The organism is Thermosynechococcus sp. M3746_W2019_013 (assembly GCF_015296045.1).
Taxonomy (GTDB): Bacteria; Cyanobacteriota; Cyanobacteriia; order Thermosynechococcales; family Thermosynechococcaceae; genus Thermosynechococcus.
Map to the genome: position 1 here is coordinate 54,899 of NZ_DVDW01000027.1, position 15,313 is coordinate 70,211.

The 15,313-nt window shown below is 53.4% G+C and carries 17 protein-coding genes; 9 read left to right on the forward strand and 8 right to left on the reverse strand.

The features are described 5' to 3' along the window. Positions 1-75 precede the first annotated feature (75 nt). Together IGQ16_RS05465 and IGQ16_RS05470 are read right to left on the reverse strand one after the other, a co-directional pair. Positions 76-951, reverse strand: coding sequence for an alpha/beta hydrolase (locus IGQ16_RS05465; protein WP_024125330.1), 876 nt, complete (start codon positions 949-951; stop codon positions 76-78). An 83-nt stretch (positions 952-1,034) separates the two neighbouring features. Next, the gene (locus IGQ16_RS05470) at positions 1,035-1,355 is read right to left on the reverse strand and encodes a DUF1815 family protein (RefSeq protein ID WP_024125329.1); all 321 of its coding nucleotides are present in this window, start codon (positions 1,353-1,355) and stop codon (positions 1,035-1,037) included. A gap of 355 nt (positions 1,356-1,710) precedes the next feature. Here IGQ16_RS05470 and IGQ16_RS05475 point away from each other — a divergent pair, with 355 nt between their 5' ends. Continuing rightward, positions 1,711-2,145, forward strand: coding sequence for an NUDIX hydrolase (locus tag IGQ16_RS05475; RefSeq protein WP_297060542.1), 435 nt, complete (start codon positions 1,711-1,713; stop codon positions 2,143-2,145). Here the strand turns inward: IGQ16_RS05475 and IGQ16_RS05480 are convergent. The 5 genes from IGQ16_RS05480 to IGQ16_RS05500 form a co-directional block, all read right to left on the reverse strand. Continuing rightward, positions 2,142-2,870, reverse strand: a complete 729-nt coding sequence (locus tag IGQ16_RS05480; RefSeq protein ID WP_051372828.1) for a metal ABC transporter ATP-binding protein — start codon at positions 2,868-2,870, stop codon at positions 2,142-2,144. The genes IGQ16_RS05475 and IGQ16_RS05480 overlap by 4 nt on opposite strands. After that, positions 2,855-3,892 carry a metal ABC transporter substrate-binding protein gene (locus IGQ16_RS05485; protein ID WP_297060543.1) on the reverse strand — a complete coding sequence of 346 codons (1,038 nt, stop codon included), beginning with the start codon at positions 3,890-3,892 and terminating at the stop codon, positions 2,855-2,857. Before IGQ16_RS05485 ends, IGQ16_RS05480 begins: the two co-directional genes overlap by 16 nt. Positions 3,893-4,451: 559 nt before the next feature. Further along, complete coding sequence (rpsR, locus tag IGQ16_RS05490) at positions 4,452-4,667, reverse strand: 30S ribosomal protein S18 (protein WP_011057896.1); 216 nt, start codon at positions 4,665-4,667, stop codon at positions 4,452-4,454. A 13-nt stretch (positions 4,668-4,680) separates the two neighbouring features. Further along, positions 4,681-4,875 (reverse strand): 50S ribosomal protein L33, encoded by a 195-nt coding sequence (rpmG, locus tag IGQ16_RS05495; protein ID WP_024125325.1) that lies wholly within the window; start codon positions 4,873-4,875, stop codon positions 4,681-4,683. Between the two features lie 35 nt (positions 4,876-4,910). Continuing rightward, positions 4,911-5,447 (reverse strand): RDD family protein, encoded by a 537-nt coding sequence (locus IGQ16_RS05500; protein ID WP_297039295.1) that lies wholly within the window; start codon positions 5,445-5,447, stop codon positions 4,911-4,913. 90 nt (positions 5,448-5,537) lie between these two features. On the opposite strand from IGQ16_RS05500, the gene IGQ16_RS05505 reads away from it, so the two are divergent. The 3 genes from IGQ16_RS05505 (at position 5,538) to IGQ16_RS05515 (ending at position 10,466) form a co-directional block, all read left to right on the forward strand. Continuing rightward, the gene (locus tag IGQ16_RS05505; RefSeq protein ID WP_297060545.1) at positions 5,538-7,256 is read left to right on the forward strand and encodes an NFACT RNA binding domain-containing protein; all 1,719 of its coding nucleotides are present in this window, start codon (positions 5,538-5,540) and stop codon (positions 7,254-7,256) included. A gap of 97 nt (positions 7,257-7,353) precedes the next feature. After that, entirely contained in the window at positions 7,354-7,812 is a 459-nt protein-coding gene (gene psbQ, locus IGQ16_RS05510; protein WP_297041450.1) for a photosystem II protein PsbQ, read from the forward strand. A 35-nt stretch (positions 7,813-7,847) separates the two neighbouring features. Continuing rightward, positions 7,848-10,466, forward strand: a complete 2,619-nt coding sequence (locus IGQ16_RS05515; protein ID WP_297060546.1) for a DNA polymerase III subunit alpha — start codon at positions 7,848-7,850, stop codon at positions 10,464-10,466. Here IGQ16_RS05515 and tmk read toward each other — a convergent pair. Then, complete coding sequence (gene tmk, locus IGQ16_RS05520) at positions 10,392-11,117, reverse strand: dTMP kinase (protein WP_024125320.1); 726 nt, start codon at positions 11,115-11,117, stop codon at positions 10,392-10,394. The two genes, IGQ16_RS05515 and tmk, sit on opposite strands and share 75 nt — an antisense overlap. Before the next feature lie 194 nt (positions 11,118-11,311). Here tmk and IGQ16_RS05525 point away from each other — a divergent pair, with 194 nt between their 5' ends. From IGQ16_RS05525 to IGQ16_RS05545, 5 genes are all read left to right on the forward strand, one after another. Continuing rightward, a complete protein-coding gene (locus IGQ16_RS05525) occupies positions 11,312-11,665 on the forward strand; it encodes a hypothetical protein (RefSeq protein ID WP_297060548.1) in 354 nt (117 codons plus the stop codon). Continuing rightward, positions 11,662-12,771, forward strand: a complete 1,110-nt coding sequence (locus IGQ16_RS05530; RefSeq protein ID WP_297060550.1) for an FAD-binding oxidoreductase — start codon at positions 11,662-11,664, stop codon at positions 12,769-12,771. The genes IGQ16_RS05525 and IGQ16_RS05530 overlap by 4 nt, the downstream gene beginning before the upstream one ends. A gap of 33 nt (positions 12,772-12,804) precedes the next feature. Next, positions 12,805-12,915: a photosystem II reaction center protein PsbM gene (psbM, locus tag IGQ16_RS05535; RefSeq protein ID WP_011057887.1), complete on the forward strand. Its 111-nt coding sequence runs from the start codon at positions 12,805-12,807 to the stop codon at positions 12,913-12,915. 78 nt (positions 12,916-12,993) lie between these two features. After that, positions 12,994-14,112 carry an iron-containing alcohol dehydrogenase family protein gene (locus tag IGQ16_RS05540; RefSeq protein WP_024125317.1) on the forward strand — a complete coding sequence of 373 codons (1,119 nt, stop codon included), beginning with the start codon at positions 12,994-12,996 and terminating at the stop codon, positions 14,110-14,112. After that, on the forward strand, positions 14,113-15,309 hold the full coding sequence (locus IGQ16_RS05545; RefSeq protein ID WP_297060552.1) for an aspartate aminotransferase: 1,197 nt from the start codon (positions 14,113-14,115) through the stop codon (positions 15,307-15,309). Positions 15,310-15,313 lie beyond the last annotated feature (4 nt).

A 15,313-nucleotide genomic window follows, 5' to 3' on the forward strand; every position in this document is an offset into this window, starting at 1 on the left:
TGATTGGCTCAGTAAATGCCTGATTAAATACCTAATTCAATACCTTTCCCTCTGCCTAATGGGTAGGGGGATTTTTTATGCACGCAAAAAGGCAAGGAGTTCGCGATTGACGAGCCCTGGCACTTCCTGTTGTGCCCAGTGGCCACAGTCAGGCAGGTATTTCAGCCGCCACGGTGCATGGATCAACGCTTCAATACCATTGGCAAGGCAGGGCTGGGCGAGGGGATCATCGGCGCCCCAGAGGATCAGGGTGGGGCTGGTAATGGCTTCCCTGTGCTGTTGCAGTAGGTGCCACCACTGTTGGGGTGAAAAAAGATGGCGATAACTTTTGAGGACAGCAGCGATCGCTCCCGCTTTTTCGAGAGCCGCCTGATAGAGTTGCACAGTTTCTGCTGAAAAGGCCGCCTTGCGGATGGAGTAGCGCTGAAAGAAATCCTGCAAAAAACTCCGCAGATTGTGCCCTAGCCAGTATTCCGCTAAGCCGGGGATGTGGCAGGCCAATAGCGGCCAGTTGCGCCAAAAATGCTCCACCTGCTGCCAGAGTTCCAGTCCCACAGGGTAGAGGTGCGGGGTATTCAAGACCGCTAAATGCTGCACCCTCTGCGGAAAGCGGGCCGCCACATGCCAAGCTATCAGGCCACCGCAATCATGGCCGACAATGTGTGCTCGTTCATAGCCCAGCTCTTGAATGAGCGCCGTAACATCTTGGCTGAGGGTATCGAGATCATAGCCATGGGCAGGCTTCTCGGAGTCATTGTAGCCCCGCAGATCTGGCACTACGACCTTGAAATGACGAGCCAGGACGGGAATTTGAAATCGCCAAGAGTACCAAAACTCTGGAAAGCCGTGCAACAAAATCACTAGATCACCGCTGCCTTGGGTGACGTAGTGCAGGCGCACTTGGTTAACGCTGAGGTACTGGTGTTGCCAACTCAGGGAAACTTCAGTCATTGAGGGTGAGGATCAAAGCAGAAGGGAAATCCAACTACTTTTAAGCTAGCACCGACAAAGAGGCAAGGGTAGCCCCGACAGGGTTAAATCGCAGTGGGGACACGGACTTCCTTGAGGAGATTGGCCAGTTCCTGCAGTTGGTTGATGGCCTCTGCCCCTTCTAGTTTCATCAGTTCGCGGTCGTCCCGCATTTCAGTCCAAGTAATTCCATAATCAGAAACCAAAAAGCGAATCAGGTGGTTGTCGGCCAAGCTGACCATAAAGGAGGCACTGTTGAGTTCACCGCCACAGGTGTAGCAGGAGGCCATGTAGCCTCGATTTTCTAGGGCGATCGCTAGGGCTTGCAGGTTCAGCACCAAGTCGCGAATAAACTGGCGGTGTTGTTCGGCTAAGCGATAAAACATAGGACAATTAACTCCAGAAAACGAGTAAATGAATAGCGCAACCCCAAGAAAAATATTAAGACAATCTTAAGAATGTGCCACCGTATACCAATTTGTCAAATCTTATGAAAAAGATGTAACAATCTAAAATTTGCTATAGGTATGAGTAGCTTTCATTTCGCTCGGATGGAACGGCAATACCCTCTAAACGCCTAGCTTGATGTCTAGTTCACCCTTGATTGCCTTTTGATTACCGTCGCAATAGCAGCCTGCCATATTTCTCAAGGGCTATGCTTTTCATTTTACTTTAAGATTCCTGTTTCTAGGGTAACCTAACCCTAAGGACACATTCTGCAAGACAATGCCAGCACCTACGATGGTTCCCGTGGCCCTTGCCATTCTCTACCAAGGCGATCGCGTTCTTATGCAGCTGCGAGATGATGATCCCCACATCCTGTATGCTGGCCACTGGGGACTTTTTGGCGGTCACCTTGAACCTGAAGAAGCACCGCTCGAGGGGGTTCAGCGGGAAGTCTATGAGGAGATTGGCTACTGCCCACCCCACTTCACCTTTTTTGGCGAGTACGGCGATCCCCAAGTACATCGCTATATTTTCACAGGCCCTTTAACCTGCGAATTGGGCGCCTTAGTCCTCAATGAAGGACAGGGGATGGACTTGGTACCCTACGCCTCTGTGGTGGCTGGAGTTCACTATGCCCAAACCCTCGGGGAAGATCGCCCCTTAGGAGCCATCCACCAACGGATTCTGCTTGATTTCTTTGCTCAATTTAGGAGGGAATCAGCCCTTTAGGCCGCAAATTGTTGCAGCACCCATTCGGGGGTTCCTAGTCCTTGGACAGAGCGATCCAGATACAGCACCTGATCGCAGGTTGCTCTTACCCGCTCCAAGTGATGGGAAATTTGTAAAATCCCCCAGCCCTCACTCACCTTGAGGGTCTCCAGGAGGTCGTAAAACTGTTGCTCACCTCGGCGATCTAAGCCAGCGGGAGCTTCATCCAAAATCAGGAGACGACGGGGCTGCACCAAGCAATAGGCCAAAAGGGCGCGTTTTGTTTCGCCCCCGGAAAGGGAACTCATGGGTTGCGCCGCAAGATGCTCTAAGTTCAGGCGTTGGAGACTCTCAAAGATGGCGCGATCGCGCTGCTGTCGGTACTGCCAAGGCCACTGCCATGTCGGTTGCCCCCAGCCCAAACCCACAAATTCAGCCACTGTGATCGGAATGCGTGGATCGCACTGGAAGTTTTGTGGCAAATAAGCCACTTGTTGGCGGACATAGGGGAGTGTGCGGCGATAGGCCATGCCATATCCTAGGAGCGTCACCCGTCCCTGCTGGTAGGGAATAATTCCCAAGATGGCTTGAATCAGGCTACTTTTGCCCGCCCCATTGGGACCAACAATGGCCATATTCGTATTGGCTGCGAGGGTAAAGGAGACATTTTCCACCACCCAGCGATCGCCCCGCCGCACGGAGAGGTTTTCCACCTCCAGTAGGTATTCCTTCACAGGGGTATCCACGCCAATTCCAAAACCGCCAAGGAATAAGGGGAACGATGGGCTTGCCGTTGCGCCCCAAACGCTTCAGCAAGGTTGAGAATGTTCTGCTCCATCTTGCCCAGGAAATAGGCAGGGGTGAGATCCGCTGCAGAAGGGGCACGCTCTAGGGGATCAAACACACTCACTTTTGCCCCCGAATCCTGCGCTAAACTTTCAAAGCCCTGTTCTTGCCCCGGTTCAGTCAAGAGCGTTTTCAGGTCACTTTGCCGCACCGCCTGCATCACCCGTTGCACGTCCGCTGGTGAGGGGTTAACGGCGGGAATACCGACGAGATAGATCGCTTTCAGGTTATACCTCTCGGCAAAATAGGGGGCCACATCGTGATAGACCACAAATGTTTTGCCGGCAAAGGGAGTGAGCTTTTCCCGTGCCAGGGCATCGAGTGCTTCTAACTTTTGAATAAAGGCAGCACTATTCTTTTCATAGATGGCAGCCCCTTCAGGATCGACGGCAATCAGGCCATCACGAATATTTTTTACCTGCTGGACAGCACGCTGGGGATCCAGCCAAATGTGGGGATTGAATTCACCATGGCTATGACTGTGGCTATGGTCGTCGTGATCATGGGCGTGGTCGGGATTACCCTTTGTGTTGGCAATTGGGGTTACTCCAGCACTGGTATCAATGACTTTAAGGTCTGTATTGGCGGCATTCTTGATTAAGGGGTCGAGGAACGTTTCCAACCCAAGACCGTTTTTGACCAAGACCCTTGCCGTCCCCAAAAGCCGCACATCCTCAGGACGGGCTTGGAAGTCGTGGGCATCAACATTAGGGGGCAACAGTTGCTCGACAGTGGCGCGATCGCCCGCAACCGCTTTTGTAAAGGCAGTGATGGGTAAAAAAGTCGTCACAATCGTCAATGGCGCTTCTGTCTGTGAGGTCTCCTGCTCCTGTGGCGACTGGGCTTGGGGGGCACAACTGCCCAAAAATACCCCCAGAATTAGCAGCAGCCCCCAGCGTTTAAGGTGTGCTTGAATAGCCATAGGGAAACAGATGAATGATAACCATTCTCATGTTTACACAGGTAGCCAGGGAGAGCAAGCAAAAATATAGCTATTTTGCAAGGGAGGGATATATTGCAAAGAGAAATAGATTAGCCCTGAAGCGTCCCGGAGATCCTTAAAGAACGTGAGGAGTTGTCTCCTAGGTCAAGCAAGGTGGCAAAATCAATGAGGTCATTTATAATCTTTTAGGTCAGTCGCGCCACCCTCCATCGCTGGCGAAAACGAGACAACTGAGTGCCCAAGGTGATCCCCTTCGTCCTTGGAAACTTGATGGGGAAGCCTTAGCGGTAGGGGTTGCTGCAAACCGCGATGACCCTTTCGTCAACCATGCCCAAGAATGTGGGGTAGAAATTTCCAGGATTAATTACGCCCTCGACCAGAGGGGCAGCAGCGGAAAAAAACAGATGAGTTTCATGGAGTAATTCGGGATGAGGATGCTGGATCCTGTCCCATTCTTTATCGGGATATCTATAAAGGGGTAAGCTTTAACCTACCCCTTCACAACAGCCCATTAAAACCAATTGGCGATCGCGAGTTCCTAGCCTTCAAGATTCAAGAAGGGCAAGAGGGCCATGATCCGTGCCCGCTTAATAGCTACTGCCAGTTGCCGCTGTTGCTTGGCGGTGAGACCGGTCACCCGCCGCGGTAGGATTTTTCCCCGCTCAGTGATAAAGCGTCGCAGTAAATCCACGTCTTTGTAGTCAATGGGTTGGCCGGGGGGAATGGGGGAAATGCGTCGCCGATAAAATGCCATAGCTGTCCTCTAATTACTTGATTTCTTTGTGAACGGTGTGTTTGTTGCAGTAGCGGCAAAATTTCTTCAGTTCTAACCGCCCTGTGGTGGTGCGACGATTTTTGGTGGTGGTGTAGCGAGAGACACCGGGCGATCGCTGTGCCGGATTAGTGCGGCACTCTGTGCACTCTAGGGTGATAATGATTCTGGCGCCTTTTGCTTTAGCCATGGTCTTGCCTATCTATCCAGTGAGCCGATCTCTAATTATGGCAGATCTTTGCGGATTTTGCTGACCAATTCAATCAGCTTGCGATCGAGGGCAAAGCCCCGCCGACAGCGATACACCTTTGTGCCGCCTAGGCGATCGTGGAGCGTGCGGTGTTCTTCATCAATCCACGCCAGACTGCAGTCAACGGCTAGGGGCAGGGCCAAAATAAGGAGGGCCATACTCGGACCATAGGATTCCAAGCCCACCAATGTCAGCAGTGCCCCGATGCCAATCACCAGTTCTCGCTTGCTGAGGGAGAGCAGATCCGGTGTTCGCTGCCGCTGATCCAACAGTCGCGCATTCATCAACCAATGGCCGGGGCTTTGACCTTTATTGCGGTTGACCATTGCCACCCGCAGTAACCACCAAACGATGGCAAAGACAAACAGTTGTCCCCACTGAATCGCTGCTGCTGGTGTGATACCGACAACGCTCGTCAGCCAGATCAGGATAAAGTCAATGCTGGTGGCGATCGCCCGTCGCCAAGGCTGAGCCAGGGGTAAGGGGGGTAGATATTGACGGGAAAGTGCCATAGCAAGCACAGGGTGGCAAAAGGCCAGAGAGTGGCTAGACTAGTATAGCTTGATGCCGATTCCCTCAAAAAATCCTGCGGAGTTTGGACGGTGCAACCCGTTGATTTGACTACTCTGCGTGCTGTTTGTGCCGATCTCCAACATTGGCTACCAGCACGGCTCGAAACGGTTTACCAGCGCGATCGCCACACGATTGCCTTGGCTCTACGCACGCTGAAAAAACAGGGTTGGCTGACCCTCAGTTGGCATCCCCAAGCGGCACGCATTGCCTTTGAACCACCGCCCCCCCGCCAGCCAGACACCTTTACCTTTAGTCAGCAGCTTCATGCCCAACTCAATCGCCTTGCCCTTGTGCGGGTTGGTCTAGTCAACCCTTGGGAGCGCGTTGTGGTTTTGGAATTTGCGCCCCGCCTGCAGGAAGCAACGCAGTGGCGTCTCTATGCCGAGATCATGGGCAAGTACAGCAACGTGATACTGGTAAACGCTGAAGGGGAAATTGTTACCGCCGCCCACCAAGTCAGCCCCCAGCAGTCCCGCTTGCGGCCCATTCTCACCGGTCAGCCCTATGTGCCCCCACCCCCCCTGACAGCAGCGCTGCCCAGTAGCGAGATTCCCTTTGAGCAATGGCAACAACAGGTGAGTGTGATCCCCGGACTGCTGCGGCAGCAACTCCTGAAGGCCTATCGGGGCTTGAGTCCTGCGTTGGTACAGCAACTACTTGCCGATGCCGCTTTGCCCCCAGAGCATCGCACTACGGATCTAAGCGCTGAAGAGTGGCGGCGGCTGTTTGACCATTGGCAGCACTGGCTGGAGTGTTTAGAGAGGGGGCATTTTGTGCCTCAATTCACAGCAACGGGCTATCGCGTCATTCCCCCTCTTGGAGTGCAGACCCCCTCAACCATTAGCATTCACGAGATTCTGGCCACCTATTACCAAGACCAACTCCAGCAGCAGCAAACACAGCAACTTCAGCAACAGTTGCACCAGAGCCTACAGGCACAACGGCAAAAACTCATCGCCAAAATTGAGGGCTTTCGAGAACAATTAGCCGCTGCCGCCGTTGGCGATCGCCAACGGTACCTCGCAGATTTACTCATGGCCCATGCCCACCTGTGGCAACCCGGCATGACCGAACTGATTGTGACGGACTTTACCACCCAAGAACCCCTCGCCATTGCCCTCTCCCCAGAAAAAAGCGCCATCCAAACGGCTCAGGAGTTATACAGGCAACACCAAAAACTGAAACGTGCCCAGCAGCACATTACCCCACTCCTCACGGCTGCTGAAGGGGAACTTGCCTATTTGGATCAGGTGGCGGCCACCCTGGCTACGGCCACATCCTTAGATGTCCTTGAGGAGATTCGGGCTGAACTGATTCAACAGGGATACCTGATAGCCCCCGATTACTATCGTCCGCCAACCACCCCTAGTCCCTACCTACGCTATACGACACCGAGTGGCTTCACGGTTCTTGTGGGGCGCAACAACCGTCAGAATGACGATCTCACCTTTCGCGTTGCCAGTCCCTACGATTGGTGGTTTCACACCCAAGAGATTCCCGGCAGCCATGTCATTCTCCGCCTTGAAGCGGGGGAGGTGCCCAGTGACAAAGATATTCAATACGTGGCGGATTTGGCGGCCTACCATAGTCAAGCGCGAGCCAGTGCCCAAGTGCCCGTCGTCTATACCCGCCGCAAGTATGTGCAAAAACCGAAGGGCGCTAATCCGGGGATGGTGATCTACGATCAGGCAACAGTGGTGTGGGGACATCCCCTCAGTGTCAGGGATTGCCCTACAGAGATACCCTAAGGGAGCAAACAGCTTCGCTGCAGCGCGGGCGATCGCGACGGGATCATGGCAGAATAGAACCGTGTTTTTTAAGACACGATATGACTGCTGAGGTTCTATGCTGCGTCTAAATCGAAAGTCCCTAATTTCAATCCTATTAAGCATTGTTGCTATTATTTTAGTCGGCTGTGGCGGCCCCAGTGCCACAACCCCACCCCCACCCACCTATAGTGAGTTGCAAATTACTCGCATTCAAGACTACCTGAGCGACATTGAGAAAAATGCCGAACGCTTTGCTGACTTAGAGGTCAGCATAGCCAAAGGTGATTGGCAGGAAGCCCGCAACATTATGCGCGGCCCTCTCGGTGAAATGTTGATGGATATGCGAGCCCTCAACCGCAACCTTTTGGCAAAGGATCAACCCACCCCCACGGCCTTGACCCGTGCCTTGACCGATGACTTCCTGAAAATTGATCAGGGGGCAGATCTCGATAGTATCACCCTAGCTCAAGAGAGCTTCCGCGAGGCTGAAGCGGATTTCAAGGCCTATCTCAACAGCTTGCCTGAGTTGTCCTAGTCTCTTGCTTTTTCCTAAGTTGATAGCCGTTGCCCATGTCCTTTGTCGGTCTGCATATTCACAGTGATTACAGTCTTCTTGATGGTGCCAGCCAGCTTCCCGACCTAGTGGCACGGGCAATGGAATTGGGGATGCCCGCGATCGCCCTCACGGACCACGGGGTAATGTATGGTGCCATTGAACTGCTAAAGCTCTGCCGTGGTAAGCCCATCAAGCCTATTATCGGCAATGAAATGTATGTCATCAATGGCGACATCACCAAGCAGGAGCGCAAACCCCGCTTTCACCAAGTGGTGCTGGCCAAAAATAAACAGGGCTACCATAACCTCTGCAAACTCACCACCATCTCTCACCTTCAGGGCTTTCAGGGCAAGGGAATTTTTGCCCGCCCCTGCATCAACAAAGAACTGTTGGCTCAATACCGTGAGGGGCTAATTGTCACCAGTGCTTGCCTCGGCGGTGAGATTCCCCAAGCCATTTTGCAGGGCAAGCCAGAGTTGGCCCGCAGTGTTGCTGCTTGGTATCAAGCGACCTTTGGTGAGGATTTTTACCTTGAGATCCAAGACCACGGCAGTCAAGAGGATCGGGTGGTGAACGTTGAACTGGTGCGCATTGGCCGTGAGTTGGGGATCAAAGTTATTGCCACCAATGACTCCCACTTTATTTCCTGTCATGACGTTGAAGCCCACGATGCCCTGCTTTGTATCCAAACCAACAAGCTGCTCAGTGATGAGAAGCGGATGCGCTACAGCGGTACGGAGTACCTGAAATCCGCCGCTGAAATGGCTCGGCTGTTTCGGGATCATTTGCCCGATGAGGTCATTCAAGAGGCCTTGGCGAATACCCTCGCAGTAGCCGCCAAGATTGAAGCCTATAACATCTTTCGTGAGCCCCAAAGTCCAGAGTTTCCGGTGCCGCCTGGCCATACAGCAGATACCTACCTAGAGCAAGTGGCATGGCAAGGACTGTTGGAGCGATTTCACCTCAGCAATCGCCAACAGTTGGAGGCCACCTATCGGCAGCGTTTGGAATACGAACTCAAAATGCTCCAGCAGATGGGGTTCTCCAACTATTTCCTAGTCGTTTGGGACTACATCAAATATGCCCGCGACCACAACATCCCCGTGGGTCCAGGCCGGGGATCGGCAGCGGGTTCCCTTGTGGCCTATGCCCTGCGCATTACCAACATTGATCCGGTTCACCATGGCTTGCTCTTTGAGCGCTTTTTGAATCCTGAGCGCAAGTCCATGCCCGACATTGATACGGACTTTTGTATTGACCGCCGCGAGGAAGTCATCCAGTACGTGACCCAAAAATACGGCAGCGATCGCGTCGCCCAGATCATCACCTTCAACCGCATGACCTCCAAGGCGGTGCTCAAGGATGTGGCACGGGTGCTGGATATTCCCTATAGCCAAGCGGATCAAATGGCGAAACTGATTCCCGTGGTGCGGGGCAAACCGGTCAAATTGGCAGTCATGATCTCCGAGGAAACCCCCTCGCCGGAGTTTAAGGAAAAGTACGACAGTGATCCGCTCGTGCGCCGCTGGATTGATATGGCCATGCGCATTGAGGGCACCAACAAAACCTATGGTGTCCATGCTGCTGGCGTCGTCATTGCCTCAGAACCCTTGGATCAACTGGTGCCGCTGCAGCGCAACAACGATGGCGCAGTGATTACCCAGTACTTCATGGAGGATTTAGAATCCCTCGGCCTTCTGAAGATGGACTTTCTGGGTCTGAAAAATCTGACCATGATCCAGAAAACCCAAGAACTGATCGAGAAAAACCATGGTCAGCGAATTGACCTTGATGCTTTACCCCTCGATGATGCCAAAACCTATCAACTGTTAGCGGAAGGTAAACTGGAGGGAATTTTTCAACTGGAATCCTCGGGGATGCGCCAAATTGTCCGTGAATTGAAGCCCTCGAATCTGGAGGACATTTCCTCGGTGCTGGCGCTCTATCGACCGGGACCTTTGGATGCTGGGCTGATCCCGAAATTCATTAACCGCAAGCATGGGCGGGAACCAATTCAATATCAACATGAGCTTTTGAAGCCGATTTTAAGCGAAACCTACGGCGTCCTGTGTTATCAGGAGCAGATTATGCGGATGGCACAGGACTTGGCGGGCTATTCCCTGGGTCAAGCGGATCTCCTCCGCCGCGCGATGGGCAAAAAGAAAAAAGAGGAAATGGAAAAACATGAAGCCCTCTTCATCGAGGGAGCAGCTAAAAATGGTGTGCCCAGTGCCATAGCCCAAGAACTTTTTAAGCAGATGCTGGATTTCGCTGAATACTGTCTGAGTGGTGAGACCGCGGTGATGACCGTGGAATATGGTGCGGTTCCCATTCGGCGCTTGGTGCAGGAGCGGTTGACCTGTCATGTGTATAGTCTTGATGCCCAAGGTCATCTTTATACGCAGCCCATTGCCCAGTGGCATTTTCAGGGCTTCCGTCCCGTGTATGAGTATCAACTGGAGGATGGCTCGACCATTTGTGCAACACCGGATCACCGCTTTATGACCACCAGGGGCCAGATGCTGCCCATTGAGCAAATTTTTCAGGAAGGACTAGAGCTATGGCAAGGCCCGATCGCCCCCAGTCAGGCGCTTCTTCAAGGTCTCAAACCAGCGGTGCAGATGTGCTGCTAGGCAATCTTGAATAGCTTTACTCACCTGATCTAGGGGTTGGTCGGCATCAATCCGCTGCCAGCGATCGCTCCCTTGCTGAGCTAAGGCCATAAATCCCTGACGAACCCGCTCATGAAAGACCACCGCATTCTGCTCGAGGCGATCCGCTATGCCCCGCTGTTGGGTACGGGCAAGACCAACACCGACGGGAAGATCTAACCAGAGAACTAAATCCGCTCCTAGACCCCCCGTAGCAATCTGGTTGATGTGCTCAATGATCTGCAAGTCCAGCCCTCGCCCATAGCCCTGGTAGGCAACGGTAGAAGCCGTATAGCGATCGCACAGGACAATGCCCCCCCGTTGCAGTTGCGGACGAATGCCAGTGGCTACATGTTGGGCGCGATCGGCGGCATAGAGGAGCAGCTCCGCTAGGGGGTCAATCTCTAAATCACTATGGAGCAGCAATTGCCGTAGACCTTGGCCCAGGGGGGTCCCTCCCGGTTCACGGGTGAGGAGTAAGGGTGGATCAACATGGGAGGATCGTAGTTTTGCCAGCCAGCCACTTTCCTCTAACCACGTGGCGATCGCCCCCATTTGAGTGGTTTTGCCGGCGCCCTCTCCCCCCTCTAGGACAATAAATAAACCCGCATAGGGATGGGTAGCAGAATGCATGAATCCAGCAATGTCAAGAAAAGGTTTGATATAATCGCGGCATGCTGCCGGCACGATGCAAGGAACGCATACAATGGGGCTGATGCTTAATTTCCTGTGATTTCCTAGGCACACCAGCAGTCACAGCACCCCATTTGTGCCGTGAGTACACCAGAACCATTATTCGCAGATTATTAGTTTACCACTTGGCGGTTATGGCTCGATATGCGCGTGTTGTTACCATTGCACTCCCTCGGGCACGGCTAAAGGAAGAGCTGGTGCAAACCCTAGAGGCCTGCGATTTGACAGTGACCCATGTAGGGGACGATTACGTGGTGGCACGGGAGAGAACGCTCGATACTATTTCAATGTCCCAACTGGTTACAGTTGAAGTCCTGATTGATAAAACCACGCCCCAAAAGGATCTCACTAAGTTTGATCTGGTGCTCAAGAACAAGGAACTGACCCTCAAGAAAAATAATCACTGCTTTGAATGGTTTGACCGTGTGAGTCGCGCCATCGCCGAAAATGAAAACTGGGAATTAGTGAATACAATTGCAACACTGTGACGGCACTGCCAGCAAATGCAACGGTGACGATTGTGGGCGCCGGGGTGGTGGGCGCGGCGATCGCCTACGAACTGAGTTGTGTTCTTGATTCAGCGGAAACCCCGATTCTGGTCCTTGAAGCGCAAGGGGAGGAAGATTGGCAAGCAACAGGTGCCGCCCTAGGGGTTCTCATCGTCCATCTCAGTCGGCGGCGGCGCGGACGCAACTTTCAGCTGCGCCAGGCCAGTTTAGCACGCTACGAAACCCTGATTCCAGAACTGGAGGCGCAAACTGGGATCAAGATTCCCTACCAGCGCCAAGGCATTGTTGAAATTTGTACCACAGAAGCGGCGGCGATGGCCGCCCAAGCATGGTTGCAGGAACAGACGCCCCAGGGTGTGCAGTGGCTTTCTCCCGCCGAAGTTCAAGATCAATGTCCCCTTCTTGATCTTCACCATATTCACGGGGCCCTTTGGGCAACGGGCGATCGCCAAGTTACCCCTAAACCCTTGACTCAAGCCCTGCGCCAAGCCGCGCGTCAACGGGGGGTAAAGTTCTTCTATCAAACCCCGGTCCGACATCTCCAACCATCGCGGGGGTGGATTCTGGAATTGGATCAAACTTCGCTGGAGACTGAATACCTCATCTTGGCGGCGGGTCTGGGGACAACGCCCCTCACCGAAGCCCTGGATCGCCCTGTTACTCTGGAACCGGTTTTAGGACAAGCCCTAGAGTTTGCCTGTCAGATTGATGCGAACACACCAGTGATGACCGCTGAAGGGATTCATTTTGTCCCTTTGCCTTGGGGGCGAGTGTGGGTAGGTGCCACTGTGGAGTTCAACACTTTAGTTGGGAATCCACAAACCCTTGATCAACTCCATGGACGAGCCAGCGAGCTTTGGCCAGTTTTGCAAACAGCTCCTTTAACACAACAGTGGCAGGGAGTGCGACCGCGTCCGAGCGATCGCCCGGCACCAATCATCGAAAAAATGGATGACCGCACTTGGCTCGCCACTGGTCATTACCGCAACGGTATTTTACTGGCTCCCGTAACCGCCCAAAAAATTGCCGAATCCGTGATCACCACCTTGGCTGAGGGCAATGTCCCAAGGGGCACACAGCATTGATAAAATAAAATTCAGTGTTGTGGGACAGATACCATGGAAGTCAACCAACTCGGCTTGATTGCAACTGCCCTGTTTGTACTGGTGCCAAGCGTGTTTTTGATTATTTTGTACGTGCAAACGGAAAGTCAGCAGAAAAGTAGTTAAGATAGTGGAAAATCTCTATGGCAAGAGCGAAAACCGCTCTATGCTGCGAGAAATTCCTGCAGTTTCTTTGTACAGCCTGTGACTGCTGCTTTTTCATCCCTTTGCATCGCGCCTACCCACATCTATCGCGGTTGGTCAATTTTCTCCCAAGCAGGGGAAGCCATTGCGCAATTGGGGCATCATCCCCTTTTAGTGGTTTCACCGCAGCGGTATCAGCAGCTTGAGCAGGAGTGGCAGGCGATCGCCCACTCCCATGATCTTACTTTCACCGTAGGAACATTCCATGGTGAGTGCAGCGAGTCTACCCTTGCCCAACTCCGCCAAGAGGCCCAAGGCAGCGATCTGATCATCGGCATTGGCGGTGGCAAAGCGCTGGATACCGCTAAGCTCTTGGGGCACCAACTTCACTTGCCCGTGGTGACCATCCCCACGTCGGCAGCCACCTGCGCCGCTTGGACAGCCCTTTCCAATGTTTATACAGAGGCCGGTGCTTTTGCCTATGATGTGGCACTCCACCGTTGCCCAGATCTGCTACTGTTGGACTACGCCCTGATTCAAACAGCTCCGAAGCGAACCCTGCTTGCCGGCATTGGTGATGCCCTTGCCAAGTGGTATGAGGCTTCGGTCAGTAGTGGCCACCGCCAAGAAACCCTGATTGTCGCTGCTGTACAGCAAGCTCGTGTATTGCGCGATATTCTCCTACAGCGGTCTGCCGAAGCCTTGAACAATCTGGGCAGTCCCGCTTGGGAAAATCTGGTTGATGCCAGTGTCCTGATGGCAGGAATGATCGGTGGATTGGGGGGTGCCCAATGCCGCACAGTAGCAGCCCATGCGATCCACAACGGTTTGACCCAACTGCCCCAAAGTCAGGGCACCCTCCACGGTGAAAAAGTGGCCTACGGTATTCTTGTCCAACTACGCTTGGAAGAGATTGTCCAAGGCAGTCAACTGGCCACAAGTGCTCGCCATCAACTTTGCCAGTTTTATGAACAGGTGGGTCTGCCCCTGAGTTTAGAGGATTTGGGCTTCCGAGAGGCCAGCTTGGCGCAACTCCAGCACGCCGCTACGGTTGCCTGTGCGCCCCATTCCGATATTCACTATCTGCCGTTTCCCGTGACGCCTGATCTAGTGCTAGAAGCAATGGTGTCCACCGTGGTCGGCTACAGCGCCAAAGTCTTGGATGGGAGTGCCCGCTAGATGGGATTAGAGTGGATTCAGCCGGCCGATCGCCTTGGGGCATTGCCGCCCTATGTTTTTGCTCGGCTTGATGAACTGAAGTTAAAGGCTCGGCAGCAGGGACTCGACCTCATTGACTTGGGCATGGGTAATCCGGATGGCTCAGCACCGCGGCCAGTGATTGAAGCGGCTATTGCTGCCTTTGAGGAACCCAGCTACCACGGTTATCCCCCCTTTGAAGGCACAGCGGTTTTCCGTCAGGCCATTACTCGCTGGTATCAGCGCCGCTACAATGTTTCCCTTGATCCCGAGGGTGAGGCCTTACCCCTTTTGGGATCAAAAGAGGGACTGACACACCTGGCCCTTGCCTACGTGAATCCAGGGGATGTCGTCCTCGTTCCTAGCCCGGCCTATCCTGCCCATTTTCGGGGGCCGGCGATCGCCGGTGCCAACATTTATCCCCTCATTCTCAAACGGGAAAAGGGTTGGCTCATTGATCTGAGTGAGATTCCCAGTGACATTGCCCGCCAAGCCAAGGTTTTGTACTTCAACTATCCCAGCAACCCCACGGCGGCGATCGCCCCCCGCTCTTTTTTTGAAGAAGTGGTTGCCTTTGCCCGGGAATACCAAATCCTTTTAGTACATGACCTTTGCTACGCCGAACTGGCCTTTGATGGCTATCAACCCACCAGCTTACTTGAAATCCCCGGTGCCAAGGAAATCGGTGTTGAGTTCCATACCCTCTCAAAAACCTATAACATGGCGGGCTGGCGGGTTGGGTTTGTCGTGGGCAACCGCCACATTATTCAGGGCTTGCGTACCCTGAAAACCAACTTGGACTATGGGGTTTTTTCAGTTTTACAGAAAGCTGCAGAGGTGGCCCTGAGCCTGCCCGATAGCTACATTGCCTCTGTGTGCGATCGCTATCGCCAGCGGCGGGATTTTCTGATTCAAGGCTTGAATGAACTGGGCTGGCAACTCACCCCAACCCAAGCAACCATGTATCTCTGGGTGCCCGTCCCCCTGGGCATGAGTTCAACAGATTTTGCCCTCAAGCTGCTTCAGGAAACGGGTATTGTTGTGACCCCCGGCAATGCCTTTGGCGAAGGCGGTGAAGGATACGTGCGGATCAGTCTCATTGCCGATCGCGATCGCCTAGGTGAAGCCCTTAAACGCATGGCTCAAGCGAATATCCGCTTCGATAGCTTAAGTCACTAACTCA

What these genes read in the sequence shown, in the direction of transcription:
- IGQ16_RS05465 (WP_024125330.1), bottom strand. Translation starts at nt 951, where the DNA reads ATGACTGAAGTTTCCCTGAGTTGGCAACACCAGTACCTCAGCGTTAAC.
- IGQ16_RS05470 (WP_024125329.1), bottom strand. Translation starts at nt 1,355, where the DNA reads ATGTTTTATCGCTTAGCCGAACAACACCGCCAGTTTATTCGCGACTTG.
- IGQ16_RS05475 (WP_297060542.1), top strand. Translation starts at nt 1,711, where the DNA reads ATGGTTCCCGTGGCCCTTGCCATTCTCTACCAAGGCGATCGCGTTCTT.
- IGQ16_RS05485 (WP_297060543.1), bottom strand. Translation starts at nt 3,892, where the DNA reads ATGGCTATTCAAGCACACCTTAAACGCTGGGGGCTGCTGCTAATTCTG.
- rpsR (WP_011057896.1), bottom strand. Translation starts at nt 4,667, where the DNA reads ATGGCATTTTATCGGCGACGCATTTCCCCCATTCCCCCCGGCCAACCC.
- rpmG (WP_024125325.1), bottom strand. Translation starts at nt 4,875, where the DNA reads ATGGCTAAAGCAAAAGGCGCCAGAATCATTATCACCCTAGAGTGCACA.
- IGQ16_RS05500 (WP_297039295.1), bottom strand. Translation starts at nt 5,447, where the DNA reads ATGGCACTTTCCCGTCAATATCTACCCCCCTTACCCCTGGCTCAGCCT.
- psbQ (WP_297041450.1), top strand. Translation starts at nt 7,354, where the DNA reads ATGCTGCGTCTAAATCGAAAGTCCCTAATTTCAATCCTATTAAGCATT.
- IGQ16_RS05515 (WP_297060546.1), top strand. Translation starts at nt 7,848, where the DNA reads ATGTCCTTTGTCGGTCTGCATATTCACAGTGATTACAGTCTTCTTGAT.
- tmk (WP_024125320.1), bottom strand. Translation starts at nt 11,117, where the DNA reads ATGCATTCTGCTACCCATCCCTATGCGGGTTTATTTATTGTCCTAGAG.
- IGQ16_RS05525 (WP_297060548.1), top strand. Translation starts at nt 11,312, where the DNA reads ATGGCTCGATATGCGCGTGTTGTTACCATTGCACTCCCTCGGGCACGG.
- psbM (WP_011057887.1), top strand. Translation starts at nt 12,805, where the DNA reads ATGGAAGTCAACCAACTCGGCTTGATTGCAACTGCCCTGTTTGTACTG.
- IGQ16_RS05545 (WP_297060552.1), top strand. Translation starts at nt 14,113, where the DNA reads ATGGGATTAGAGTGGATTCAGCCGGCCGATCGCCTTGGGGCATTGCCG.